The organism is Halomonas sp. AOP7-E1-9 (assembly GCF_052376035.1).
Taxonomy (GTDB): Bacteria; Pseudomonadota; Gammaproteobacteria; order Pseudomonadales; family Halomonadaceae; genus Vreelandella; species Vreelandella citrativorans.
On the sequence record NZ_JBQSVC010000029.1, the window covers coordinates 30,251 to 54,983 of the forward strand.

21 protein-coding genes and 1 pseudogene are annotated in these 24,733 nt (G+C 54.5%); 17 read left to right on the forward strand and 5 right to left on the reverse strand.

The window, feature by feature from the left end; all coding sequences use genetic code 11:
* Positions 1-9: 9 nt before the first annotated feature.
* From ACT3R4_RS14470 to ACT3R4_RS14535, 14 genes and pseudogenes are all read left to right on the forward strand, one after another.
* On the forward strand, positions 10-1,329 hold the full coding sequence (locus ACT3R4_RS14470; protein ID WP_441679406.1) for an ABC transporter substrate-binding protein: 1,320 nt from the start codon (positions 10-12) through the stop codon (positions 1,327-1,329).
* A gap of 78 nt (positions 1,330-1,407) precedes the next feature.
* Positions 1,408-2,298 carry a carbohydrate ABC transporter permease gene (locus tag ACT3R4_RS14475; protein ID WP_441679405.1) on the forward strand — a complete coding sequence of 297 codons (891 nt, stop codon included), beginning with the start codon at positions 1,408-1,410 and terminating at the stop codon, positions 2,296-2,298.
* Between the two features lie 25 nt (positions 2,299-2,323).
* Positions 2,324-3,199, forward strand: a complete 876-nt coding sequence (locus ACT3R4_RS14480) for a carbohydrate ABC transporter permease (protein WP_192528445.1) — start codon at positions 2,324-2,326, stop codon at positions 3,197-3,199.
* Between the two features lie 11 nt (positions 3,200-3,210).
* A complete protein-coding gene (locus ACT3R4_RS14485) occupies positions 3,211-4,389 on the forward strand; it encodes an ABC transporter ATP-binding protein (RefSeq protein ID WP_441679404.1) in 1,179 nt (392 codons plus the stop codon).
* Positions 4,386-5,063 (forward strand): HAD family hydrolase, encoded by a 678-nt coding sequence (locus ACT3R4_RS14490; RefSeq protein ID WP_441679403.1) that lies wholly within the window; start codon positions 4,386-4,388, stop codon positions 5,061-5,063. Before ACT3R4_RS14485 ends, ACT3R4_RS14490 begins: the two co-directional genes overlap by 4 nt.
* Before the next feature lie 48 nt (positions 5,064-5,111).
* Entirely contained in the window at positions 5,112-5,897 is a 786-nt protein-coding gene (locus ACT3R4_RS14495) for an L-iditol 2-dehydrogenase (RefSeq protein WP_172116011.1), read from the forward strand.
* 7 nt (positions 5,898-5,904) lie between these two features.
* Entirely contained in the window at positions 5,905-6,525 is a 621-nt protein-coding gene (locus ACT3R4_RS14500) for a nucleoside/nucleotide kinase family protein (RefSeq protein WP_172116012.1), read from the forward strand.
* Positions 6,526-6,607: 82 nt separating this feature from the next.
* The gene (locus ACT3R4_RS14505; RefSeq protein ID WP_441679402.1) at positions 6,608-8,095 is read left to right on the forward strand and encodes a mannitol dehydrogenase family protein; all 1,488 of its coding nucleotides are present in this window, start codon (positions 6,608-6,610) and stop codon (positions 8,093-8,095) included.
* Positions 8,095-9,582: a xylulokinase gene (xylB, locus tag ACT3R4_RS14510; protein ID WP_441679401.1), complete on the forward strand. Its 1,488-nt coding sequence runs from the start codon at positions 8,095-8,097 to the stop codon at positions 9,580-9,582. Before ACT3R4_RS14505 ends, xylB begins: the two co-directional genes overlap by 1 nt.
* Positions 9,583-9,786: 204 nt before the next feature.
* Positions 9,787-10,110, forward strand: a pseudogene (locus tag ACT3R4_RS14515) (fructosamine kinase family protein); the annotation flags it as partial.
* Between the two features lie 311 nt (positions 10,111-10,421).
* A complete protein-coding gene (locus ACT3R4_RS14520) occupies positions 10,422-11,879 on the forward strand; it encodes a TolC family outer membrane protein (protein ID WP_441679400.1) in 1,458 nt (485 codons plus the stop codon).
* 150 nt (positions 11,880-12,029) lie between these two features.
* The gene (locus ACT3R4_RS14525) at positions 12,030-13,304 is read left to right on the forward strand and encodes an efflux RND transporter periplasmic adaptor subunit (protein WP_441679399.1); all 1,275 of its coding nucleotides are present in this window, start codon (positions 12,030-12,032) and stop codon (positions 13,302-13,304) included.
* Positions 13,304-16,489 carry an efflux RND transporter permease subunit gene (locus ACT3R4_RS14530; RefSeq protein ID WP_441679398.1) on the forward strand — a complete coding sequence of 1,062 codons (3,186 nt, stop codon included), beginning with the start codon at positions 13,304-13,306 and terminating at the stop codon, positions 16,487-16,489. Before ACT3R4_RS14525 ends, ACT3R4_RS14530 begins: the two co-directional genes overlap by 1 nt.
* A 202-nt stretch (positions 16,490-16,691) precedes the next feature.
* Positions 16,692-17,366: a hypothetical protein gene (locus ACT3R4_RS14535; protein WP_441679397.1), complete on the forward strand. Its 675-nt coding sequence runs from the start codon at positions 16,692-16,694 to the stop codon at positions 17,364-17,366.
* Positions 17,367-17,553: 187 nt separating this feature from the next.
* Here the strand turns inward: ACT3R4_RS14535 and ACT3R4_RS14540 are convergent, their stop codons facing one another.
* Complete coding sequence (locus ACT3R4_RS14540) at positions 17,554-18,165, reverse strand: TetR family transcriptional regulator (RefSeq protein WP_441679396.1); 612 nt, start codon at positions 18,163-18,165, stop codon at positions 17,554-17,556.
* A 225-nt stretch (positions 18,166-18,390) separates the two neighbouring features.
* Here ACT3R4_RS14540 and ACT3R4_RS14545 point away from each other — a divergent pair, with 225 nt between their 5' ends.
* Together ACT3R4_RS14545 and ACT3R4_RS14550 are read left to right on the forward strand one after the other, a co-directional pair.
* Complete coding sequence (locus ACT3R4_RS14545) at positions 18,391-19,422, forward strand: succinylglutamate desuccinylase/aspartoacylase family protein (protein ID WP_441679395.1); 1,032 nt, start codon at positions 18,391-18,393, stop codon at positions 19,420-19,422.
* A 201-nt stretch (positions 19,423-19,623) separates the two neighbouring features.
* Positions 19,624-21,078, forward strand: a complete 1,455-nt coding sequence (locus ACT3R4_RS14550; protein ID WP_441679394.1) for a catalase — start codon at positions 19,624-19,626, stop codon at positions 21,076-21,078.
* Positions 21,079-21,123: 45 nt separating this feature from the next.
* Here ACT3R4_RS14550 and dusA read toward each other — a convergent pair whose 3' ends face one another.
* Positions 21,124-22,191, reverse strand: a complete 1,068-nt coding sequence (gene dusA / locus ACT3R4_RS14555) for a tRNA dihydrouridine(20/20a) synthase DusA (protein ID WP_441679393.1) — start codon at positions 22,189-22,191, stop codon at positions 21,124-21,126.
* A gap of 112 nt (positions 22,192-22,303) precedes the next feature.
* On the opposite strand from dusA, the gene ACT3R4_RS14560 reads away from it, so the two are divergent.
* Positions 22,304-23,347 (forward strand): tyrosine-type recombinase/integrase, encoded by a 1,044-nt coding sequence (locus tag ACT3R4_RS14560; RefSeq protein WP_441679392.1) that lies wholly within the window; start codon positions 22,304-22,306, stop codon positions 23,345-23,347.
* Positions 23,348-23,487: 140 nt separating this feature from the next.
* Here the strand turns inward: ACT3R4_RS14560 and ACT3R4_RS14565 are convergent, their stop codons facing one another.
* From ACT3R4_RS14565 to ACT3R4_RS14575, 3 genes are all read right to left on the reverse strand, one after another.
* Positions 23,488-24,081 carry a hypothetical protein gene (locus ACT3R4_RS14565; RefSeq protein ID WP_441679391.1) on the reverse strand — a complete coding sequence of 198 codons (594 nt, stop codon included), beginning with the start codon at positions 24,079-24,081 and terminating at the stop codon, positions 23,488-23,490.
* Positions 24,082-24,130: 49 nt separating this feature from the next.
* Positions 24,131-24,388: a pyocin activator PrtN family protein gene (locus tag ACT3R4_RS14570; protein WP_159176364.1), complete on the reverse strand. Its 258-nt coding sequence runs from the start codon at positions 24,386-24,388 to the stop codon at positions 24,131-24,133.
* Positions 24,385-24,733 (reverse strand): hypothetical protein (locus ACT3R4_RS14575; protein WP_496201227.1); only part of this gene is annotated, 349 nt, incomplete at its 5' end. The genes ACT3R4_RS14575 and ACT3R4_RS14570, both read right to left, overlap by 4 nt.

Below are 24,733 nucleotides of genomic sequence, written 5' to 3' on the forward strand. Positions count from 1 at the left end.
GAGAGTTATATGCGACTCGCGCGTCACTTGCCCGTCACCACCTTAGCAGCGGCCATTGCTGTGGCAGGCCATGCTCAGGCACAAACTGAAATCACGGTCGCCACCGTTAATAATAACGATATGGTGATCATGCAGAGCTTGACCGATGCGTTTGAAGAGACGCATCCCGATATCAAGCTGGACTGGGTCGTGTTGGAGGAGAACGTTCTTCGTCAGCGCATGACCACCGATATTGCCACGGGTGGTGGCCAGTTTGATGTTATGACGATTGGCGCTTATGAAGCACCTATCTGGGCGGAGCGCGAGTGGCTTGAGCCCTTGAATGACCTGCCTGATGAGTACGCCGTAGACGACTTGTTGACCTCCGTACGCGACGGGCTAAGCCTTGATGGCACGCCATACGCGCTGCCGTTTTATGCGGAAAGCTCGATGATGTACTACCGCAAAGACCTCTTCGAGGAGGCTGGGATTGAAATGTCCGAACAGCCGACCTGGAGCGAGGTACGTGATTGGGCCGAGCAGCTCCATGGCGCGCAGGAAGGAGTGGCGGGTATCTGCCTACGGGGCAAACCCGGTTGGGGTGAAAACATGGCCTTCGTCACCACGCTGGTCAACACCTACGGTGGCCGCTGGTTTGATGAAGGGTGGAACCCCGAAATCAATTCTGAACCCTGGGTGAATGCTATCGAGTTCTATGTGGACCTGCTAGGTAACTATGGCCCGCCCGGCGCCAGCTCCAACGGCTTTAATGAAAACCTGGCGCTATTCTCACGGGGAAACTGTGCGATGTGGGTGGATGCTACCTCCGCCGCGGGAACGCTTTATGATGGCGACGAGTCCAGCGTAGCCGACAACCTTGGTTTTGCCCCAGCGCCCGTGGCACAAACGCCAAAAGGCTCGCACTGGTTATGGACCTGGGCACTGGCGATTCCGGCCTCCTCCGAGCATAAAGATGCTGCTAAGCAGTTTATCACTTGGGCGACATCACAAGAGTACATTGAGCTGGTTGGCGAAACCCAGGGTTGGACCAACGTACCGCCGGGCACTCGCGAATCCACCTACGCCAATGAGCATTACACGGAAGCGGCGCCTTTCGCTGATTTTGTGCTGAGCGCGATTCAAAATGCCGACCCGACCGACTCCACGCTAGAGCCGAACCCTTATACCGGCGTGCAAATTGTCAATATTCCTGAATTCCAAGCGATTGGCACCCAGGTAGGGCAGAGCATTGCCGCTGCGTTAACCGGTGACACCACGGTAGAGCAAGCGCTAAACAGCGCTCAGCGCGCCACTGAGCGCACTATGCAGCGAGCGGGTTACAACGACTAATAAGTAAAAGCGCCTACCCGTTACGCGGGTAGGCGTGTTGTAACGGTTTCTCGTTGGTTTTTTCGCGCAGGTATTCCCATGACTAAAACACGTGCTTCTGGCCGTACGGTTGGCGGGCTAAGAACGTTATCGCTTCAAGCCCCCGCTGTGACGCTGCTGTTGTTATGGATGATCATACCGTTAGGCATGACGATATGGTTCTCCTTCCAGTACTACAACCTGCTAATGCCAGGCATGAGTGGCTTTGCCGGGGTTGAAAACTACGAGTATTTGCTAACCGACCCCGCACTTTGGAAGGCAATGGGCAATACCTTGCTGCTGGTAGGCTGGGTATTGGCGATTACCGTAGTGGGCGGCACGCTGCTGGCCGTTCTTTTTCAACAAGACTTTGCCGGGCGCGGTATTGCCCGAGTGCTGGCAATTTCACCCTTTTTTGTGATGCCCACCGTGAGTGCGCTGGTGTGGAAAAACATGATGATGCACCCCTCCAACGGGGTGTTGGCGTGGTTGGCAAACTCGCTTGGCTTGCCTGCCGTTGATTGGTTTTCAACGCTCCCGTTAACCTCCATCGTGATTATTGTGGCGTGGCAGTGGCTACCCTTTGCGCTGTTGATTCTGCTCACCGCCATGCAGTCCTTGGATGAAGACCAGGTGGAAGCCGCACGGATGGATGGTGCGGGGCCTATCGCGATCTTCTTCTTTATAACGCTCCCGCATCTTAAGCGAGCCATCAGCGTGGTGATCATGATTGAAATGATCTTCCTGCTGACCATTTTTGCTGAAATTTTTGTGACTACCTCGGGCGGGCCTGGGCTTGCGACCACCAATTTGGCCTATCTGATCTACATGCGGGCGCTGCTTGATTTTGATGTGGGGGTTGCCTCAGCAGGCGGGGTCATCGCGATTATTCTTGCCAACATCGTGGCGATTTTCCTGGTGCGGATGGTTGCGAAAAACCTTGAAGATTAGCGCTTTGGGCACTTGGAGAATATAAATGTCATTATTACGTTCTACTACGCCAGCGCAAAACGTGTCGGGGGTGGGTACCGCCCGCGGGTCAGCCGGCATGAAAACGCTCGTGATTACGTTGGTGGGTTGGTCGGTAGCGCTGGTGATTTTCTTCCCGATTTTATGGATGATACTCACCGGGTTTAAAACCGAATCGGCCGCAATTGCCGACCCAAGCTTTATCTTTACGCCCACGCTTGAAAGCTATGAAGCCGTGCAGGCGCGCTCAGGCTACGCGCGCTTTGCGCTCAACAGTGTCGCCGTCGCCTTTGGCTCGACGTTTCTGGCGCTGTTAATTGCTATTCCTTCGGCCTATGCCATGGCCTTTCTGCCCACTAAACGCACCAAGGGCACGTTGCTCTGGATGCTCTCTACCAAGATGCTGCCGCCTGTTGGCGTGTTGGTGCCGATCTATCTTATTTTCCGAGATGTAGGGCTGCTGGATACCCGCACGGGGCTGATCATTATCTACACGCTAATGAACCTGCCGATTGTGGTGTGGATGCTTTACACCTTCTTTAAGGACATGCCCAAGGACATCCTTGAAGCCGGGCGAATGGACGGTGCCTCGACGCTACAAGAAGTGTTCTTCTTGCTCTTGCCGCTCACTCTGCCAGGCATTGCCTCTACCGGTTTGCTCTCGGTTATCTTGAGCTGGAACGAAGCGTTCTGGAGCCTCAATCTCACCTCTTCCAAGGCAGCACCGTTAACCGCTTATATCGCCTCGTTCTCAAGTCCTGAAGGGCTGTTCTGGGCCAAGCTCTCGGCGGCTTCTACCATGGCCATCGCCCCTATCCTCATTCTTGGCTGGATGACCCAAAAACAAATGGTGCGTGGCCTGACCTTTGGCGCCGTCAAGTAAAGGAGTTTTGCATGGCAACCTTACAACTTAACAATATTACCAAGCGCTTTGGCGACACCGCGGTCATCAAAGGGATCAACCTTGAAGTCAACGACCGCGAGTTTGTGGTGTTTGTGGGGCCTTCCGGCTGCGGCAAATCAACGCTGATGCGCATTATCGCGGGGCTTGAAAGCGCCACCGATGGCGACATCGTGATTGATGGACAGCGAATGAACGATGTGGGGCCTGCCGACCGTGGCCTGGCGATGGTGTTTCAAAGCTATGCCCTGTACCCGCACATGACGGTAGAAGGCAATATGGGCTTTAGCATGCGCCTGGCCGGTGTGCCCAAAGAGGAGCGCCGCGCCAAGGTGCTGGAAACCGCTAAAATACTTCAGCTTGAGCCGCTGCTTGACCGCAAGCCCAAGGCGCTTTCCGGCGGTCAGCGCCAGCGCGTGGCGATTGGTCGAGCTATCGTGCGCAACCCGAGTATTTTCCTGTTTGATGAGCCGCTTTCCAACCTGGATGCCGCGCTGCGCGTACAGATGCGTATTGAGCTTGCCCGCCTGCACGAAAAACTCAACGCCACCATGATTTACGTGACCCACGACCAGATTGAAGCCATGACCATGGCCGATAAAATTGTCGTGCTGCATGACGGCGTGGTTGAGCAGGTCGGTTCACCCATGGCGCTCTACCATCACCCGGCAAACCGCTTTGTGGCCGGATTTATTGGCTCTCCAAAAATGAATTTCTTTGATGTTGAATTAATCAGTACCTCGCCGGAAGGTGTTCAGGTTCGCTTGCCTGGTGGTGGCGAGTGCACGGTGCCCGTCAACGCCCAAGCACTTGAAAACGCGTCTTCTGAAAACACACCTATCGAAAGCCAGCCAGCCCTTGAGCTGGGCATTCGCCCCGAGCACCTGGTGCTTGATGAGGCGGGTGCGCTCAGTGGCCAAATTGAAGTGCTTGAGCGCTTGGGTGGGCAAACCTCGCTGTATGTACGTATGGGTGACCTGTTGGTAACGCTGATGACGGATGGGGATGTGGCCTATCGCGTTCACGAGACCATACGCTTTGGCTTCGCTCCTGAGCGAGCACACTTGTTTGCGGCCGATGGCCGCGCGTTGCCCAGTCTTGCTCAGCATCCGCTGGCCGGGCTTACGCGACACGATAACCGCACATCAGGTGACGCTGAGGCGCTGGCATGAAGGCGGTTATATTTGATTGCGATGGCGTGTTGGTCGATAGCGAAGCACTGGCGGAAGGTGTGCTGGAGGAGTATCTCGGTAGGTGGCTACCCGATTTGAACATTGCCGAGCGGCTTGGCCAGGCGTTGGGAATGACCACCGGCGATATTCTTAAGCATCTGGAGCAGCACAGCGTGTATACGCTGCCTGATAACGCCACTGAGCAGGTGGACTCGACTATTGAGGCGCGCTTGGCGCGTGAGCTTACCCCTGTCGCGGGCGCGCACGATGCCGTGTTGGCAATTCCCTTGGCCAAGGCGGTGGTATCCAACAGCCGCCGTCAGCGGGTTGTAGCGTCACTTGCGTGCACTCAGCTGGCCGATGCCTTTGGCAAGGACACGCCTATTTTTACGGCGGACCAGGTAGCCAACCCCAAGCCAGACCCCGCGCTTTATCTGCTGGCCGCCACGCAGCTGGGCTATCTCCCTGGTAATTGTCTGGTCATCGAAGACAGCGTGGCGGGTGTCACCGCCGCTCACGCGGCCGGTATGTGTGTCATTGGTTTTGTCGGTGCCAGCCACGTGGATGCCGAACAGCCAGCACGGCTTTTACACGCAGGCGCATGGCGTATTTTGGAGCACATGCAGGGGCTGAACGCGCTGGTGAATGAGTGGCAAGTACGCATTGCTAGCTAAGCAGGCGGCTGTTAGCACTCAACAACACTCAAATAAGACGGGGCGATAATGAAACTGACCGATAAAGTAGCGGTGATTACCGGGGGCGCACGGGGCATCGGCTTGGCAATTGCGCAACGCTATTTGGAGGAGGGGGCCAAGGTGGTGGTGGCGGATATTGATGCCGCGGCCATTGAGGAAGCCCTTGCCGTGTTGCACCAGCAGGCCCGTGGGCAGGAGACGCTAGGGGTCGTGCTTAATGTCTGCCAGCGCGCCTCTATTGATGCCATGGTGGAAAAGGTCGTGGCGCATTTTGGCGGTATCGATATTTTGGTCAATAACGCCGCAGTTTTTGATTTGGCACCGGTGCTTGAAGTGACCGAGGAGAGTTTTGATAAGCAGTTTGCGGTGAATACCAAGGGGCTTTTCTTTACGCTACAGGCGGTTGCTCAATGGATGGTTGAGCAGGGGCGGGGCGGCAAAATTATCAATATGGCCTCCCAGGCAGGAAGGCGGGGCGAGGCCTTGGTGAGCGTTTACTGCGCCAGTAAAGCCGCCGTGATTAGCCTGACGCAATCCTCTGGCCTGGACTTGATCAAACATGCGATCAACGTTAACGGCATTGCCCCAGGTGTCGTCGATACTCCGATGTGGGAAGCGGTGGATGCGCTGTTTGCTCGCTATGAAAACCGCCCCTTGGGCGAGAAAAAGCGCCTGGTCAGTGAAGCCGTACCCTTTGGCCGCATGGGCTTGCCGGAAGATCACACCGGTGCCGCAGTCTTTTTGGCTAGTGCCGACAGCGATTACGTTGTTGCTCAGACGCTCAATGTGGATGGCGGTAACTGGATGAGCTGAGGTGGTTATGACACCCGAACTTGATAGCCTGGCCCGCCAAATTATTGGTTCAGCCGAGGGCGCTTCGCGCTATCTGGTTGCGCTGGCAGGGCCGCCCGGCGCAGGTAAGTCCTATCGTAGCGCTTTGCTTTGCGAGGCCATTAATCAGCTGCTTCCAGGCCAGGCGGGGCTCGTGCCGATGGACGGCTACCATTTCGACAATGCCGTGCTGGGCAAGCAGCAACTGCCGATAAAAGGCGCGCCTCATACCTTCGATGTGGACGGGTTGTGCAGCGCCCTTGAGCGTATTCGCCAGGCGCAGCATCCGGTCGCGGTGCCCGTCTTTGATCGGCCGTTGGATTTAGCACGGGCAGGAGGGCGGCTCATCACCCTTGAGCAACGCATTGTGATTGTCGAGGGTAACTACTTGCTGCTCGACCGCTCCCCCTGGCGTGAGCTACGTCCGCTGTTTGACTGGACGCTGTTTCTGGACGTCGACGATGAGATATTGGTGGACCGGCTAATCCTGCGGTGGCTTGAAATGGGCCAGGACCATGCGGGGGCGCTGGAGCGTACCCACCGAAAAGATATGCTCAACGCGCAACTCGTCAAACGCTGCTCCTTACCTCCCGATCAACACTGGCACTAATGCCAATGCGCTGCTTCATCCTCTTTTTAACCGTTTTCAAACCTACCCATCGCGCCAAGCAGGTTTTGGCTGGAGAGTACCCATGACCCGACTTAATAATCACAATCTGGGCAATTTAAACGACGATGTTGCCATACCATGCTATGAGCGTGCGAAGCTAACGCCCGGCATTGTGCATGTTGGCGTAGGCGGCTTTCATCGGGCTCATCAGGCCATGTACCTTGATGAGCTGATGCAGCAAGGGCTGGCGCTTGATTGGGGGATCGTTGGCGTGGGCGTTATGCCGGGTGATAAACGCATGCAGCAGGCGCTTGCCGCGCAGGATTACCTTTATACCCTGGTGGTTAAGCATCCAGATGGCCAGTACGCGCCTCGGGTTATCGGCAGCATGGTTAATTACCTGTTTGCCCCGGAAGACGCAGAGGCGGTCATTGAGCAGATGGCCGACCCGGCCATTCGGATTGTGTCACTCACTGTGACGGAAGGAGGCTATAACTTCCACCCGGTAACGGGCCAATTTAACCTGGAAAATCCCCAAGTGCGTGAGGATCTTGCGCACCCTGAAAAGCCCTCCACCAGTTTTGGCCTGATTGTCGAGGCGCTGGTACGCCGCCGTGAGCGCGGCATTGCTCCGTTTACCGTCATGTCGTGTGACAACATTCAGGGCAATGGCGACGTGGCCAAGCGTATGTTCACCGCCTATGCCCGTGCCCGTGATAGCCAACTGGGCGATTGGCTTGCGTCAGAAGTTGCGTTTCCCAATGCTATGGTCGACCGCATCACTCCCGTTACCGCACAGGCGGATATTGACGAACTGTCTCAGCGCTTTGGGGTAGAAGACGCTTGGCCGGTGGTATGCGAGCCGTTTACGCAGTGGGTGCTGGAAGATCACTTTCCGCTGGGCCGTCCGCCGTTTGAGCAGGTCGGCGTGCAGGTGGTTGAGGATGTTGAGCCCTACGAGTTAATGAAGCTGCGGCTTTTAAATGCCAGCCATCAGGCGCTCACCTACTTTGGCTATTTAGCGGGCTATCGCTATGCCCACGAAGTTTGCCAGGACCCCTTGTTTGTGGATTTTCTGCTCGGCTATATGCGTGAAGAGGGCTCGCCCACGTTGGCGCCTGTGCCCGGTGTCGACCTGGAAGCTTACCGCTTAACGCTGATTGAGCGGTTTGCCAACCCCGAAATTAAGGATACGCTAGCGCGGCTGTGTGCCGAAAGTTCAGACCGTATTCCCAAGTGGCTGGTGCCGGTGATCCATCATCAGTTGGCTCACGGAGGCGAGATCAAGCGCAGCGCAGCGGTAGTGGCCAGCTGGGCACGCTACGCTGAAAGGGTTGATGAGCAGGGCGAGCCCATCGAGATTGTAGATCGCTTAAAGGAAACGCTGACCGCAATCGCCGCTGAAAACCGTACCCGGCCCAGTGTGTTTATCGACAATCGTGAGCTGTTCGGCGACCTGGTCGACCATCCGCGCTTTTATGAGGCTTATGTCCAAACGCTTAATTCGCTGCATAAGCGCGGCGCACGGGCTACGCTTGAGGCGCTTGTGGCATCCAAAGGAACGCTGTGATGTATATTGGTGTGGATTGCGGTACCCAGAGTACCAAGGTCGTAGTGGTTGATGTGGAGCGCGGCGTTATCCTGGGCGAGGCAAGCCGCCCGCATCGGCTGGATGAAGGTGAAAATGGCCGCCGTGAACAGGCGCCCTCTGAATGGTTGGCGGCTTTAAAAGGTGCCTTTTTTAGTGCCCTGGAGCGCGCTGGGGTCAATGTCTCGCAGGTTCGCGGTATCGGTGTGTCAGGTCAGCAGCATGGCATGGTGGCATTGGATGCTGATGGTGTGCCGGTCTACCCCGCCAAACTATGGTGCGATACTGAAACCAGCGCCCAAAACAGTGATCTTGTCGCCCGCTTGGGCGGTGAAGCAGGGTGCCTGGAGAAGTTGGGGCTGGTGCTACAGACCGGCTATACCGCCTCTAAAGTCGCCTGGCTGCGCGAGCATCAGCCGGACGCCTACCGGCGCATCGACAGTCTGTTATTGCCCCACGACTACCTGAATTTTTGGCTGACAGGCGAGCGTGTGACCGAAGCGGGCGATGCCTCGGGTACCGGCTATTTTGATACCCGCACGCGGTGCTGGCAGTTAGAGGTATTTGCTGAAATAGCCCCTGAGCTTGACCCGCAACGCGTACTACCACGCTTGTTGGAGGCTCATGAACCGGCCGGGATGGTGCGCCCACTGATTGCCCGCGAGCTGGGGCTTGGCGATAACGTGGTGGTCTCTTCAGGGGGCGGCGACAACATGCTGGGGGCGATTGGTACTGGCAATATTACCCCAGGCCTGATAACCCTTAGCCTGGGTACCTCGGGCACCGTTTGCGCTTATTCGCCTGAGCCTATTCTCTGCGATAACGCCATGGTGGCTAATTTCTGCTCAAGTACCGGCGGGTGGTTGCCGCTTATCTGTACCATGAACGTGACATCGGCCACCACGCGGATACGTGAACTGTTTGGTTTGGATTTAACAACGTTTAGCGACCTGGTGGCCAGCGCCCCGGTAGGTGCTGAGGGCATTACCGTGCTGCCGTTTTTCAACGGCGAGCGCGTACCCATGCTGCCGGATGCATCGGCTGATTTTTTGGGCTTGAACAGTATCAATACCCACCAGGCAAACCTGTGCCGTGCGGTGGTTGAGGGCGCCACATTGGGTTTGCGCTATGGGCTTGAGCTACTGGGCGATTTAACCGCAGGTGCCAGCCAAATCCGGCTGATCGGCGGCGGTGCCAATAGCCCGGTATGGCGGCAGATGGTGGCCGATATTACGGGTACGGAAGTGATATGCCCTGAGATTACCGATGCCGCTGCGCTAGGTGCGGCCATTCAAGCTGCATGGTGTGATCAACGTGCACAGGGCGTAACGCTTGAAGCGTTATGTAACCGCCTCGTACATCTTGATGCGCAATCACTTGCTGAGCCGAACCTTGCACGCGTTGAAGCGTATCAAGAGGTCTATGCGCGCTATACACAAGCGCTAAAGCAGCGTCATCAAAATGTATAACGGCCTATAACGTTTTTAAAAATCGACGTACGCAGGGGTTAGCAGGCACACTGGGAGAATACTACCCAGCGGAGATGGCGATGGATGCTACCCTGCGAAGGCTACTCGACGCCCAGACGATATGGCCTACCGGTGAGTTAACGCCGCTTGGCGGTGGAGATAGTGCGGCGGTATATGCACTTGAAACCTCCCAGGGGCAGAGCGTGGCTGCCAGAGGCGCCCGCAAGCCTTTTGCATGGCGACTTATGGTCGGGCAACGTATTGATAACTACCCGTGGCCCTGCCTTGATCGACCCTGCCGTTTATCGTCATTATCCCGATGTGGATATTGCCATGCTGACGCTGTTTGGTTCGCTGGGTAGCGGTTTTTTTGATGCCTACTGGGAGGGTAACGCCCCGCCTGACTGGTCAAGGCGTGAGGCGCTGTTTCAACTGTGCCCGCTGCTTAATCATTTGCTGCTTTTTGGAGCGACCTACCGCACCGATATTGAGCAACGCGTAGCCATACTTGAAACATACGCTCAATAAGCTGAAAGCGAAGTGGCAGTAATAGATGTAGCAAAAGAAGTAGTAATACAGGGATTACCCACTAAAGTACAAACAAGAAAGTATAAACAAAGGGGTAGGGCGATAGCGTGAAGACTAGCAGTGAAGCAGTGCCTGAAAATCCTGATGTCATGCTTTGGTCCAGGCCAACCGGATGCGGCTTGACAAGCTCGTTGTTCATACAATTTGCTAGACTTCAAGTCTAGCATACATACATGAATGTAACTATAATGCCATCTTTCATAAATAGTTTACTAATAGTACCCCCATCATTGACACCTAGAGGCACCTACATGCGACTGGCACACTGGGCAGTCAATGCCCCTTTACGACCCCTATTACTGGCCGTTTTCACTGCGTCTATTGCGCTGCCTGCTCAGGCGGCAGACCTGATAACGGTCACGCGTGAAGCGCTGAGCAATAACGCCACGCTAAATTCAGCTCGTGCTCAGTACTCTGGGGTCGAAGCCGGTCGGGATGTTGCGAGAGGCGCGCTGTTGCCGCAGGTGAATGCATCAGGCAACGTGGCGCACCATGAACAGTTTGAAAGTCAGTCAACGCGCACCATACCGGGCGCAGGAGGGGGGGCAGGTGTTGGAGGGGGAGATGATCGCTATAACAGCGTATCGCTGACCCTGGAAGCCACTCAAATGCTGTTTGATGAAGTGGCGCGCCAGCAATTCAACCAGGCTGATCGCGAAATCGACCAGCAGTTCTACCTGCTGGCTGCGACCGAACAACAGCTGCTTTTTGATGTTGTTAACGCCTATTTCGATATCCTTCGTGCGCATGATGTACTGACCACCCGACAGGCCCAAGAGCGTGCTATTGAACGCCAGTTGGAGCAGGCCAGTGAGCAGTTTGAAGTTGGTTTGATTGCCATTACCGACGTCGAAGAAGCACGTTCAAGCTATGATCAGTCGCGTGCTAATCGGCTCGCCGCTGAGAGCAACCTGCAGGTGGCTTTTGAGGTGCTTGAGCAGTTAACCGGTCAGCGTTATCCGAACATCAACGCGCTAGGCGATGCGATGCCGGTGGTGAAGCCTTCAAGCAATCGTGACTACTGGGTTGAACAAGCGATTGAGCTTAATCCTCAAGTCCTTGCTCAGCAGGCGGGCATTGAAATTTCACGCGTGGGCGTTGATATTGCCCGTGCTGGTCGCCTGCCTACATTCCAGGCATTCGCCAACTATCAGCATGCCGATAATGATCGCGATGCCGTTAGCGGTTATGACGCCTCCGGTCAGGTCGGGATATCGGCCAACCTGCCTATTTATACCGGTGGCAGTACCAGTGCGAGCATCCGCCAAGGTACTTACCAGTTGGAAAGTACGCAGTACGAGTTTGAGTCTCAGCGCCGTACCACTATTCAGCAAGTACGCTCGCTCTACACCCAAGTCAGCAATAACGTTGAAACGGTAGAAGCGCGTCAGCAAACTATCGTATCGGCGCGAAGTGCGTTGGAAGCCACACAGGTAGGGTATGAAGTCGGCACGCGTAATATCGTCGATGTGCTGAATGCCGAGCAAAATTATTACAACGCTATTGCTGATTATGCTGAGTCACGTTACGACTATGTCGTTAACTTTCTTGGGTTGCGCCAGCAGGCAGGGTTGTTGGACGTGCCGGCGATCGAAGAAGTTAATGCCTGGCTAACGGACGATCCGGTGACCTTTGCGATACCTGATACTGGTGGCGACAGTTACCAGCGTGCCATGAATATTGGTGCGCCGCCTACGCCGGATAGGTAATCACAACGAATAGCCGTTGCTTTTAAAAGATAGCTTTTAACTCATGGCTTTACGGGTAAGTCGCCTGCACTTGAATAAAGCGTCATTTGTAATCAAGGCAGCCGCCAGCGCCGTCAATCAACGTTTTGAAAAGATCAAGGGAACCCACGCATGAGAAAAATGATTCACTCACGCCGAGCGAGTCTAGTAACGCTGATTGCCGCGCTAGTGTTGACGGCCTGTGGCCAGGACCAATCGCAAGAGCAGCAGGCCGAGCAGCAAGAGGCTCCACCTCATAAGGTGGAAGTGGCGGAAGCGGTACGTCAGGATATTCCGTTAAATAAATCGTACCCTTCGTTACTGCGTAGCGATAGTGAAGTGACGCTGGTGGCACGTGTTAACGGTTATCTTGAAGAGCGCCACTTCCAGCCTGGCCAAATGGTGGAAGAGGGTGATTCGCTGTATACCATTGAGCCTGACCTTTACCAGTCAACGGTTAACCAGCGTGAAGCTGACCTGCAAAGTGCCCGTGCCGAGTTATCCCGCGCCCAGCGCGATGCGCAACGCTTTGAACAGTTGCTCAGCCAAAACTCTGTAAGCCGTCAGCAATATGACCAGGCGCAGGCAGACCAACGTGTGGCACAAGCCAACGTTGCCCAAGCCGAGGCTGCACTACGCAGTGCTAACCTGGACCTTGGTTATTCAAATGTAACGGCCCCTGTGTCGGGCATGATCAGCTTGAGCCAGATTAACGTTGGCAACCTGGTTACCTCAGGAACAGAGCTTGCCACTATCACCCCGTTGGACCCGCTTGAAGTGCGTTTTCAACTGCCTCAGCGTGATGCCTTTGAGCTACGCCGCCAGTTACGTGAAGAGGGCGACTCGTCCATTACCGCGCTGTTAAGCGTGCCCGGCGTAAGCGGTGCCAGCGGGTCTGAACTTGAAGGCCAGCTCGACTTCCTGGGCTCCCGCGTGGATTCCGGTACCAGTACCGTTCAGGCGTCTGCCAGCTTTGCTAATCCGGATGGCGCTATTCTGCCCGGCCAATTTGTGCGAGTACGTCTTGATGGTCTGCGCCGTTTTAACGTGATGGCAGTACCTGAAATTGCGGTCACCCAAGGCTTAATGGGCCCTCGCGTGTTTGTCCTGGATGAAAATGACCAGGCGCGCGAGCGCACGGTGCAGTTAGGCGATGTCGCTGGCCCTTGGCAGATCATTGCTAATGGTCTTGAAGAGGGTGACCGTGTGATCGTGGGCGACCCGGCGGGCATTGAGCCTGGAATGGCTATTGATCCACTGCCGTTTGATGGCGACGCCGATGAAGTAGTTGAGCGTGTTGAAGAGGCTGAAGCTCAGGAGCAACAAGAGCAAGCCGCTGCCGCTTCCCAAATGACAGAAGGTGCTGGTGATGTGCCGGCAGGCGAAGGGGAAGAGGGTACTCAATAATGAATTTCTCCAACTTCTTCATCAGCCGGCCGATTTTCGCCACGGTACTCGCGATTATCCTCACGCTGATAGGTACCATGGCCATGCGGATACTGCCCATTGAGCAGTATCCAAGTGTGGTGCCGCCCACCGTCTCCGTACAAGCGCAGTTTCCAGGCGCTGACGCTGAGACGGTCGCCCAGACGGTCGCTGCACCGCTGGCTGAGGCGATCAACGGCGTCGAGGACATGCTCTACATGACCTCGAACAGCGCTGATAACGGCATTATGAGCCTGAGTGTCGCGTTTAATATTGGCACTGATGGTGATATCAATACCATCAACGTTAATAACCGTGTTCAGGGGGCACTCTCTCAGCTGCCCGAGCAGGTTCAGGCCCAGGGTGTTAACGTTTCACTGCGCTCTGACTCGATCCTTATGTTGATCGCCCTAACGTCCCCGAACGGCGATTACAACAACGTGTATATGCAGAACTACGCCACGCTTAATATTCTCGATGACCTACGCCAGGTGCCTGGCGTAGGTAATGCCGAGGTGCTGGGGGGTGGTGAGTTTGCCATGCGTATCTGGATGGACCCTGACAAACTGGCGCAATACGACCTCACGCCGAGTGAGGTGGCTAATGCTATCCGTTCACAAAATACCGAAATCCCTGCCGGTAATTTAGCCGCCACGCCGCAAGGTAGCCCGCGCGCTTATACGTATACCATCACTGCCGGTGGCCGTTTATCAGATACGGATGATTTCCGTAATATCTATTTGCGCACTAACCCTGATGGCTCATCGCTACGGCTGGAAGATGTGGCACGCATTGAGCTCGGTGCTTCATTTTACGGCATTGATGCGCAGCTAAATGGTTCAACGATGACGCCCATCATCATCAACCAGCAGCCGGGCGCCAATGCGCTGGCCACTGCAAATGCGGTGCGCGAAACCATGGCAAACCTTGCCAGCCGCTTCCCGCCAGGGCTTGAGTATGTCACGCCGTACGACACCACGCAGTTTATCGATGCGTCGGTAGAAACGGTATTGCATACCTTTATTGAAGCCTTTCTGATCGTTATCGTGATCCTGTTTATCTTCCTGCAGAACTGGCGCTTTACCGTGATTGCCATGTCGGTGGTGCCGGTGTCGGTGATTGGTACCTTTGCAGGCTTTTACCTGTTTGATTTTTCTATCAACCTGCTAACGCTATTCGCCCTGGTGCTTTCAATCGGGATAGTGGTGGATGATGCGATACTGGTGGTGGAGAACGTTGAGCGTGTATTAAGCGAAGATGACGAGGTTACCGTTAGAGAAGCAACGGTTCGTGCCATGCGCGAGGTTGGCGGGCCGGTTATTGCCACCTCACTGATCATGGCCGCTGTTTTCGTGCCTGTTGCGTTTATGGGCGGCTTTACTGGGCAGATCTATCAGCAGTTCGCGATTACTGTCGCGATCTCGGTAGCGCTGTCAGCGCTAATGGCGTTAACGTTTACACCGGCGCTTTCCGCCATCTTCATCAAGCATAACTTGCACCATTCACGCCAGTCAGCATTCAAGCGGGCGATTACTACGCCTCTGCGTCTATTTGATCGCTTGTTTGCAGGTATCACCGCAGTTTATATGTGGTTTGTGGTGCGCTTGGTGCGCTTTTGGGTGCTCGCCTTGGCGCTGACGATCGCGACCGGTGCCGGCTCCTACTGGTTGTACGCCAATACGCCCTCAACATTGGTGCCGGAAACCGACCAGGGCATCGTGCTGGTCAGTGTGTCGCTACCCGATGCCGCCTCGCTTGACCGCACCGAGAGCTACATGGCAAAGCTTAGCTCCGCTATTGAGGATATTCCCGGGGTGCAATACTCCTCGGCGATAGCGGGCTACGATATTCTTGCAGGCTCGGTTAATACGGCGCGCGGGATTATCTTTGTCAATATGGTGCCCTGGGGGGACCGTGATCTAACAGCAGCGAGCCTGGTGGGGCAAATTATGCAGCTGGGGGCCAGTATTGATGGCGGTACTGCCATGGCCTTTAACGTACCGCCGATTATGGGGCTTTCCACCACAGGTGGCTTCACCGGCTATCTGCAGTCGTTTGACGGCGCCTCACCTCGCGAGCTTTACGAAGCCTCACTACAGATTATGGGCGCGGCGAATCAGCACCCAGCGTTAAATCAGGTCTTTACCACCTTTAACGTGAACGTGCCTTCCTACCGAGCTGAAATCGACCAGCAGAAAGCGCTTAGCTATGGCGTGGCACTGGAGAATATCAACTCGGCGTTATCCAACACCTTTGGTAATGGCTTTGTGAACTTCTTTAGTTACCAAAACCGTAACTTCCAGGTGTATCTACAAAACGAGGATCAATTCCGTAAAACGCCTGACGACTTAAATAGTGTCTTCGTGCGGGGTGGCAATGGCGAGCGTATCCCGCTCTCCGAGTTCGTAACGCTGGAGCGTCAGGTAGGCCCATCGGTCGTATCACGCTTTGGCGTGTACACCGGCGCCCAGTTCCAGGGCGGCGCGGCGCCTGGCTATAGCTCTACCCAAGCCATTGAAGCCATGAATGAAGTCGTCATGGATACGCTCGGGCCTAACTGGGGGATGGGCTGGACCGGGACCGCTTACCAGGAAGCAAACCTGGGTAATACGGCGACGCTTGCCATTGTGTTTGGTATCTTGATGGTCTTCCTGATTCTGGCGGCCCAGTATGAAAGCTGGTCGTTGCCCCTGGCGGTACTTACCGCAACGCCGTTTGCCTTCCTGGGAGGCATTGGAGGCATCGCTTTGCGGGGTCTGGATACCAGTGTGTACGTTCAGATTGGTATGCTGGTGGTCGTGGGGCTCGCGGCGAAGAACGCCATCTTGATCGTGGAATTTGCCGAGTTGCAGCGTAAAGAGCAGGGCAAAACGATTCGCGAAGCAGCGATTACTGCCGCTGAGTTACGCTTCCGTCCTATCGTCATGACATCGCTTGCGTTTATTTTCGGTACCTTGCCACTGGCCTTGGCGACCGGCGCCAGTGATGTAAGTAGCCACCATATCGGGACAACTGTTGCGGTGGGCATGGCCTCTGTGGCCGTTCTGGGAAGCGTGTTTATTCCCAGCTTCTACGCCATGATCGCCACTGTATCCGACTGGCTCTATCGTAAACGCCATCCGGACCGTGATAACCAGAAACCGGCACTGGAGCACGACCAACTGTAACCGCGTTTCACCACTAATGAGCGGGCACTACCGAAAGGGAGTGCCCGTTTTTTTATGGCGTGATGAGCCGCATCAAGGTAGTTAAGAGCAAAAAAGAATAATTTGGGCTATGCTAAAAGAGACCACACGTTTTTAGCCTGGACCAATAATATAATCCCAGGCGGAAACAGCACCGGACGAAATGTCTGGAGGAGGACACGCCATGCAACCTGTTATTTCTGCTGCGCTACAGTTTCCAACCATTGTGTTTACGTTTCTACTGGGACTGTTAGCGCTTTATTGGATGTTGGTGCTGCTTCGAATAGCCCCTCTTGAGTTATTTGAGCGCGACAGCCTGCGCGATGATCACATGGCCAGTACGCTGGTGTCGTTAGGGTTTGCAGGTGTGCCGGCATCGCTTGCGCTGACGTTTCTTGTCGTGATTGCGGGGAGTTTTGCATTAGCGGTAGAGCTTTTAGTGCTGCGTTGGCTATCGCTGGGGATGTTGCGCGTGCCGGTAGGCGTACTGATCCTGTGGGTATCCTTTGCTGTTGCTTCACCCATTGCCGCCGCCTTATGCCATAGCTTACATCGGGGCTTGCATCGCTATCAGCCCTTTACGCGGCGCTGCCTGTTGGGTTCGGCGGTCATCGTGTCCGGGCGTCAGGGCGATGGATTTGCCATGGCAGTGATTGAAAACGAGCCTAATAGCCATGTCAGGCTGCACTGTAAAGAAGGGGATTGCCCACAAGAAGGTGAGCGTCGCGTTTTGGTGAAATACCTCGCTGGTGAGAGCGCTTATCGCAGCGTAATGGAGCAGACCTATCTGGATACTCGGGTACGTTTAAATAAGCTGCGTCTTCGCTATCACCACCAGGATGAAGGCTACTCAACCTAACGTTATTAGCGATTAACGTTCACTACTCGCACCAGCGCCGCCACTGTCTTGTTAGCCATTGCCTTATGGATGATGTGTCAGTGGCGGCGTGGCTTTATCCAACGGTGTTGAATGCTTGCCACTAATCATCACAATGGTGGGTCATCCCAGCATAGGCAGGTTGCTGCATTGCAGCGAATGGCGTGGATTAGCGTTGCATAATGCGTATCAATGTATCAATCAGTTCGCCGCCGCGTTGGTGTATGGAGAACGCATCCGGTGTGCGTAGCCAGTCGTGGAAAAGGCCTCCCAGTGCCGACTGCAACATGCGCGTCGCGACCTCTGGCGTTACATCTTCACGCAGCAACTGCTGATGCTCCGCTTCTTTGAACACGATCAGCATTTCTGAATAACACTCTTCACCAATATCATCCTGCATGGCAAGTGGGTTGATATCGCTAAAAAACTCGCAGCGGTGGAGCAAAATGGAAAGAATCCGCTGGTGAGAAGGTTGCTCAAGACGCGCCAGACCTGCATGGCAGGCAAGCCGGATGGCTTCCATTGGAGAGATAGTTTCATCGGCCTTGCTGACAGCTTCCATTAGCGACTGGAACGGCATGTGTACGCGCTCCACCAGTGCCATAAACAGGTCGCCCTTGTTTTTAAAATGCCAGTAGACCGCGCCACGGGTTAATCCCGCATGGCGTGCAACCTGCTCAAGAGACGTGCGTGCAACACCCTTTGCAAAAAATACCTCTTCGGCCGCATCCAGCAACGCTTCTCGGGTAGCAGCGGCTTCCGCTTTGGTCTTTCTCGCCATGGAAACGCAACCTCATTAATGACACAAGATGAACATATTTTATCCGATATGGTGTAATTTTTACATTCAAAACTGTATGGATAGATGATTAAACGCATGGCTTGTGTTATCAAAACCTCATGTCTCGAAACCGCTGGGGCTCACTGCGTGCGGTAGGCGCATCGCCATGCCCTCATTAATGCCATTTTCTTAGTGGTTAATCACGCTGAAAAAAGGAGACTCAGGATGGCGCGAGCACCTTTTCAACTTGCCGGGCACACCATACCGCCTGGCCAACGTTCCCAAATTGATGTGCCGGTGGCGCGTCTTTATACCCACACACCCCTGCATATTACGGTCGAAGTGGTACACGGACGTAAAGAGGGGCCCGTTATACTGGTGTGTGGTGGCATTCACGGGGATGAGATCAATGGCGTTGAAATTGTACGTCGCTTATTACGCTCAAAGGCCATCAAAAGCCTAAGAGGTACCTTGATTGCCGTGCCGGTGGTTAACGTTTTTGGTTTCCTGCAGCAAACGCGCTACCTGCCTGACCGGCGCGATCTCAATCGCTGTTTCCCGGGCAGTGAAAACGGCTCCCTCGGGGGGCGAGTCGCGGCGCTATTTCGCGAGCAGATTGTCGATCAGGCGACGCATATTATTGATCTTCATACCGGCGCAATTCATCGCACGAACCTTCCCCAAATACGCGCGCAGTTAAGTCCTGGCAGTGAAACCGAGCGCATGGCCGATGCCTTCGGCGCACCGGTGATTCTGAATGCAGAGCTGCGCGAAGGTAGCCTGCGTCACTATGCACAAACGCGTGGCATTCCTGTACTGACCTATGAGGCGGGGGAAGCGCTGCGCTTTGATGAGTGGGCCATTGCCCCCGGTGTACGCGGCGTACTGCGTGTCATGCGCCGCCTGGATATGCTTACCGGCGAACAGCGGCGCCGCTCGCCAGCGCCTGCCGAGCTTGCCAATGGGTCCAGTTGGGCGCGTGCACCTATCGACGGTATTTTAAGGCCCAAAGTGCGCTTGGGTGCGCGTGTCGCCAAAGGGGAAGTGCTCGGTATAGTGGCCGACCCATTTGGCAATCAAGAAAGCGAGGTCAAGTCGATGGCCGATGGCATTGTGATTGGCATGAGCCGTCTGCCGTTAGCCAATGAAGGTGAGGCGCTTTATCACATCGCTCGTTTTGATGAGATAGAAGAAGCCGAAACGGCGATTGAGAGCTTTCAATCAAGCCTGACACCGCCCCCGGACGCGCTCTATTAAATGTTTGATAAGCGCCATAAAAAAAGCTTATTAGCGCAATAGCCAAGCAGTACATGAGATAGCTGGCGGGAAGCAGTTCCTTTGACTATACCTATGAGAGAGTAGTTATCCTAAATTAAAAATAATAAGTACAAATGTATGATTTGTTTTTATAAAGCGGTGCCTTGAGTGCCGCGCGAGCCGTGACATGGAGAAAAAGCGATGACGAGCGATAAACCCAAGTATACGACGACAGGGACTGGCATTCCGGTATCCAGCGATGAACACTCTCTTTCGGTAGGCCCGGATGGCCCGATTGTACTGCACGATCATTTTCTGATGGAGCAAATGGCGGCTTTCAACCGCGAGATGATCCCCGACCGCCAACCACATGCCAAGGGTAGCGGCGCTTTTGGCCACTTTGAAGTCACCCATGATGTCAGTAAGTACACCAAAGCCAAGTTTCTGAAAAAAGGCACAAAAACAGACGTACTCATTCGCTTCTCAACGGTTGCAGGGGAAAGCGGCAGCCCGGATACTTGGCGTGATCCACGCGGGTTTGCGGTGAAGTTCTATACCGAAGAGGGCAACTTCGATATGGTGGGTAACAATACCCCTGTGTTCTTTGTCCGCGATCCGATGAAGTTCCAACACTTTATCCACTCGCAAAAGCGCCGCGCCGATAACGGCCTGCGTGACCACGATATGCAGTGGGATTTCTGGACGCTGGTGCCGGAGTCCGCCCACCAGGTGGCCTGGCTAATGGGCGACCGCGGCGTGCCCGCTACGTGGCGGCACATGAACGGTTACTCCAGCCATACCTATATGTGGGTGAACGAGGAAGGTGAGCGGTTCTGGGTGAAGTATCACTTCAAAACCGACCAGGGCATCAAGTGCATGACCCAGGAGCAGGCCGACCAGATGGCCGGTAGCGATGCGGATTACCACCGCCGTGACCTGTTTGAAGCCACCAAACGCGGCGAGTATCCCACCTGGACACTGCAGATGCAGATCATGCCCTTCGAGGATGCCAAAACGTATCGCTATAACCCCTTTGATCTTACCAAGGTGTGGCCCCACGCCGACTATCCGCTGATGGAAGTGGGCAAGCTAACCCTTAATGAAAACCCCTCTGACTTCCATAGCCAAATCAATCAGGCTGCCTTCGAGCCTAACAACATGGTGCCGGGCACTGGGCTTTCACCCGACAAGATGCTGCTGGCGCGCTCAATCTCCTATGCCGATGCGCACCGGGCTCGCTTGGGTGTGAACTACAAGCATATCCCGGTGAATACGCCCAAGTGCCCGGTCAATAGCTATACCCAGGGCGGGGCGATGCGGGTGCATAACGCAACGGACCCGGTATATGCGCCGAACAGCAAAGGCGGCCCCAAAGCCGATGGCGAGCGCTTCCCGGAAGATGCCGTATGGGCGACCAGCGGTGAGCTTGTACGTACCGCCTACACGCTGCGTAAAGACGATGACGACTGGAGCCAACCGCATACGCTAGTGCGTGAAGTAATGGATGACGCCGCACGTGACCGGCTGGTGTCCAACGTGGTGGGGCACTTGTCGGGTGGCGTAACAGAGCCAGTGCTGGAGCGCGCCTTCGAGTACTGGCGTAATATCGACCAGGAAGTTGGTGAGCGTATCGAAAAAGGCGTGCGCGGCAACTAAACCACGCAAACGTGGATTAATCGCCGTCCACCACAGCCCGCTACGTTAAGACGTGGCGGGCTGTTCTCGTTCTGGCATCGGCGCTTGTGATGGCTCGTTAACCAACCCGATAGCATCATCAAACAAGCGTAACCCGGCGCCTTCTTTATGTGCGTGCTCCGATAGAAGACGCCGAAAACGCCGCCCGCCTGGGCAACCCTGAAAAAGCCCCAACAGATGGCGGGTTATATGGTTAAGCTTCGCGCCTTCATCCAACCGCTGCTGAATATACGGGCGAAATGCCCGGGCCGCCTCAACCCGGCTAGCGGCTGGGCTGGGCACGCCATAAAGCAACATATCTACCTCAGCCAGTAACCAGGGGTTTTGGTACGCTTCACGGCCAATCATCACGCTATCCACACGCTCAAGCTGTGCCTGACACTCTTCAAGCGTTTTAATCCCACCGTTGATGCCGATATGCAGCTCAGGGCGGTCCTGCTTTAAACGATGCACACGCGGGTAATTGAGCGGCGGCACGTCGCGGTTCTCTTTGGGCGATAGACCTTTCAGCCACGCTTTGCGCGCATGCACAGTAAAAATCTCACAGCCGGCATCTGCGACTATGTCGATAAAGCGCGCCAAGTCGGCGTCTTCATCCTGCTCATCAATCCCGATACGGCACTTCACCGTAACCGGAATCGAGACTGCCGCCTGCATGGCGCGCACGGCATCGGCGACTTTTTCCGGGTAGCCCATCAGGCAAGCGCCAATCATGTTGTTCTGCACCCGGTCGCTTGGGCAACCTACATTCAGGTTAACCTCGTCATACCCCCACGCCTCAGCAATCGCCGCGCACTCGGCAAGCTCCCCGGCATCGCTACCGCCAAGCTGTAAGGCAATGGGATGCTCCACATCGCTATAGCCCAAAAACCGCTCACGCGGCGAGCCATGCAAAATAGCGCCCGTCGTCACCATCTCGGTATATAGCAGCGCCCGCTTGGTTAACGTACGTGCGAATGCCCGATAATCGCGGGTTGTCCAGTCCATCATGGGCGCGACGGAGAAAGTTCTATCCAGCTCCGGGCGGGCAATGCCAGACTTCATGCGGGTTTGCGCAGTTGTGTTATCATTCATAACTGTTCATATTTACAGTAGTTGAGCCACGTTTTTAGCGAATGGGTGTCACAAATTTGGCACTTCGTGGCACTTTCATTTGTCACTTTTCGAGGCAGTGATGGCGACGATCGTGAAGCGTCCAAAAAGGGACGGCAGTTTCTCATATCTAGCGCGTATTCGCATTGCGCGCACTGGTCAACCTGATTACTCAGAGTCTAAAACATTCCCTAAAAAGGCGATGGCTGCCGAATGGGCCAAACGCCGGGAGCTGGAGTTGGCCACACCAGGTGGTGTGCTGACTGCGAAATGGAAGGGCGTCACTTTACACGATGCTATTGAGCGTTACCTACATGAGTTTGCCGAAGGGGCTGGTCGCAGTAAGCGAGCCACCATTGAGCAACTGCGGCGTTTTCCTATTGCTCGCGTCAAAATCACTGAGCTCAGCAGCGAGCAGATTATCGATCATGCCCAGATGCGTAGACGAAGCGGTGTAAAGCCGTCTACGACTTCGCAAGACATCACATGGTTGGGCATTATTCTAAAAACCGCCGTGGCAGCCTGGCGAATGCCGGTGGATTTGAACGAATTTGAGTCAGCCAAGCTTTTACTGCGTAGCAAAGGGCTGATTAGCCGGCCAGCGTCGAGGGATCGGCGGCCCACAGCCGATGAAATTGATCGGTTACGTGCTTATTTTGTTCGCTCCCAGAAGATCCGACCGACTGCGCTAATACCCATGGAAGACATCATGGACTTTGCGATTGCATCGGCGCGCCGACAGGAAGAAATTACCCGGCTCACTTGGGACGATTTGGATACAAACGCGATGACTTGCTGGGTGCGCGACGCTAAGCACCCACGGCAGAAATGGGGCAACCATAAGCGCTTTAAGCTCACCCATGAGGCGATGGCCATTATCCAGCGGCAGCCGCGTAAAAAAGATGAGCCTCGAATCTTCCCCTATTGGGCGAGATCGATTAGCACTCGATGGAGAGCAGCGACTGAATCCAAAGGGATTGAAGACTTACGCTTTCATGATCTACGCCATGAAGCAACATCGCGGCTGTTTGAGGCGGGGTATGAGATCGTGGAGGTGCAGCAGTTCACGCTCCATGAGAGTTGGGATGTATTGAAGCGTTACACGCACTTGAGGCCGGAAACACTGCAGTTACGTTAATTTTATACCGTTACCTTATAGGTGTTAAAACCACTCTGGAAAGCCGCAACGCCCTACTTTAAAGATCGTGGAGGTGCAAAAGTTCACTCTCTACAAAAGCAGGGCTGTGTTAAATGCTTATATACAAAATCACAATAAATTTAGTTTTCCTTATATTGCTCAGTTTTCTGGCAAACTGGTAGGTCATCTATTTTATCTTCAAATAAGGTCGCATATATTCCTACTGCAGAAAATGAAAAAATGCCAATGAATATGAAAGAGTATTTTTTATCTTTGTAATTATTTTTTGTTATTCTGTAATTCATAAAAATATAAAAGGGTAGAGCTGTAAGAATACCAAGAAATAGAAAAGCTAAAGCTAGTATTTTATATAGTTCCGTTAGAATGGGTTGGTATGACAAACCGAATTCATTGATATAGTAGAATATGCTGAGGCCTATTGTGGCTCCAATTAGTAAGGCTGCTAGCTCAGTGGCAAAGAAGTATTGTTTTTCAACTGAGTCCCGTATGCAGCTAAAGAAAACGCTAATTAGATGAAGGCTAAGTGCAAATGTAGCTATAAGTAGCATCAAGTTGGGCGAAATTAAATTTTCAATAGCAGTACATAGAATTTCGCCTCCTGTTATGTTATAGACAGATATGCTAATTAAAGAAACAATAGCACCTAGGAATACAGAGTTTCTTAGCTTTTTAAGATAGTCCTTATCTGTGTTTATATCTGAATCGCTATCCATCTTATTCTTACCTCGCCGCATTTTAAAAGCGGCGAGGATACATTAATTATTATTCATTCACCATCTTCCACTGCTCCCGCGCCTCAGCCCGTTTCTCATCGATGTACTGCGCCAGGTCGATCGCGCTGACCAGCCATGGGCTTTTCTGAGAATCCCCAGCACGATAAGCCGGTACCGGCAGGGCCTGCGCACCGGCCCGAAAGGCAGCGGTGCGGGGGCTGATGCCGAAGAAGCGCGGGGCAACCTCTTCTAGCGGTAGCTCAGTACGGCCGTTGAACTCAGCCAGTAATCCAAAATAGGTATTCATTGTGGCCTCCCTTGCTGTTGCTTCCAGGTGAAAAAGCGCTTCTGAATACGGCGGAACGTAGCCGCCGCGACTGGGTTATGGTCTAACTCTGCTCGGCTCTTAATCTGGCAAGCAGCGCAGATCCAATCCCGGGCGTCTTCGGCATTGTGGGTGCCATCCGGTAGCGCGCTTTCCTCAATGCCAAACTTGGCGCGCCGGCGGCGGTCCAGATAGAGCTGAAACATGGCATCCTGGCAGAGCATCGCGGCTTGTCTGGCAAGCTGGCCGCCCTTGATCTGTTCAGCGCACATGCCGCCCCCTACGCTCGCGAAGGCTTTGGCATTCCACGCACGTTGTCGCCCAAGG

What these genes read in the sequence shown, in the direction of transcription:
- ACT3R4_RS14470 (WP_441679406.1), top strand. Translation starts at nt 10, where the DNA reads ATGCGACTCGCGCGTCACTTGCCCGTCACCACCTTAGCAGCGGCCATT.
- ACT3R4_RS14475 (WP_441679405.1), top strand. Translation starts at nt 1,408, where the DNA reads ATGACTAAAACACGTGCTTCTGGCCGTACGGTTGGCGGGCTAAGAACG.
- ACT3R4_RS14480 (WP_192528445.1), top strand. Translation starts at nt 2,324, where the DNA reads ATGTCATTATTACGTTCTACTACGCCAGCGCAAAACGTGTCGGGGGTG.
- ACT3R4_RS14485 (WP_441679404.1), top strand. Translation starts at nt 3,211, where the DNA reads ATGGCAACCTTACAACTTAACAATATTACCAAGCGCTTTGGCGACACC.
- ACT3R4_RS14490 (WP_441679403.1), top strand. Translation starts at nt 4,386, where the DNA reads ATGAAGGCGGTTATATTTGATTGCGATGGCGTGTTGGTCGATAGCGAA.
- ACT3R4_RS14495 (WP_172116011.1), top strand. Translation starts at nt 5,112, where the DNA reads ATGAAACTGACCGATAAAGTAGCGGTGATTACCGGGGGCGCACGGGGC.
- ACT3R4_RS14500 (WP_172116012.1), top strand. Translation starts at nt 5,905, where the DNA reads ATGACACCCGAACTTGATAGCCTGGCCCGCCAAATTATTGGTTCAGCC.
- ACT3R4_RS14505 (WP_441679402.1), top strand. Translation starts at nt 6,608, where the DNA reads ATGACCCGACTTAATAATCACAATCTGGGCAATTTAAACGACGATGTT.
- xylB (WP_441679401.1), top strand. Translation starts at nt 8,095, where the DNA reads ATGTATATTGGTGTGGATTGCGGTACCCAGAGTACCAAGGTCGTAGTG.
- ACT3R4_RS14520 (WP_441679400.1), top strand. Translation starts at nt 10,422, where the DNA reads ATGCGACTGGCACACTGGGCAGTCAATGCCCCTTTACGACCCCTATTA.
- ACT3R4_RS14525 (WP_441679399.1), top strand. Translation starts at nt 12,030, where the DNA reads ATGAGAAAAATGATTCACTCACGCCGAGCGAGTCTAGTAACGCTGATT.
- ACT3R4_RS14530 (WP_441679398.1), top strand. Translation starts at nt 13,304, where the DNA reads ATGAATTTCTCCAACTTCTTCATCAGCCGGCCGATTTTCGCCACGGTA.
- ACT3R4_RS14535 (WP_441679397.1), top strand. Translation starts at nt 16,692, where the DNA reads ATGCAACCTGTTATTTCTGCTGCGCTACAGTTTCCAACCATTGTGTTT.
- ACT3R4_RS14540 (WP_441679396.1), bottom strand. Translation starts at nt 18,165, where the DNA reads ATGGCGAGAAAGACCAAAGCGGAAGCCGCTGCTACCCGAGAAGCGTTG.
- ACT3R4_RS14545 (WP_441679395.1), top strand. Translation starts at nt 18,391, where the DNA reads ATGGCGCGAGCACCTTTTCAACTTGCCGGGCACACCATACCGCCTGGC.
- ACT3R4_RS14550 (WP_441679394.1), top strand. Translation starts at nt 19,624, where the DNA reads ATGACGAGCGATAAACCCAAGTATACGACGACAGGGACTGGCATTCCG.
- dusA (WP_441679393.1), bottom strand. Translation starts at nt 22,191, where the DNA reads ATGAATGATAACACAACTGCGCAAACCCGCATGAAGTCTGGCATTGCC.
- ACT3R4_RS14565 (WP_441679391.1), bottom strand. Translation starts at nt 24,081, where the DNA reads ATGGATAGCGATTCAGATATAAACACAGATAAGGACTATCTTAAAAAG.
- ACT3R4_RS14570 (WP_159176364.1), bottom strand. Translation starts at nt 24,388, where the DNA reads ATGAATACCTATTTTGGATTACTGGCTGAGTTCAACGGCCGTACTGAG.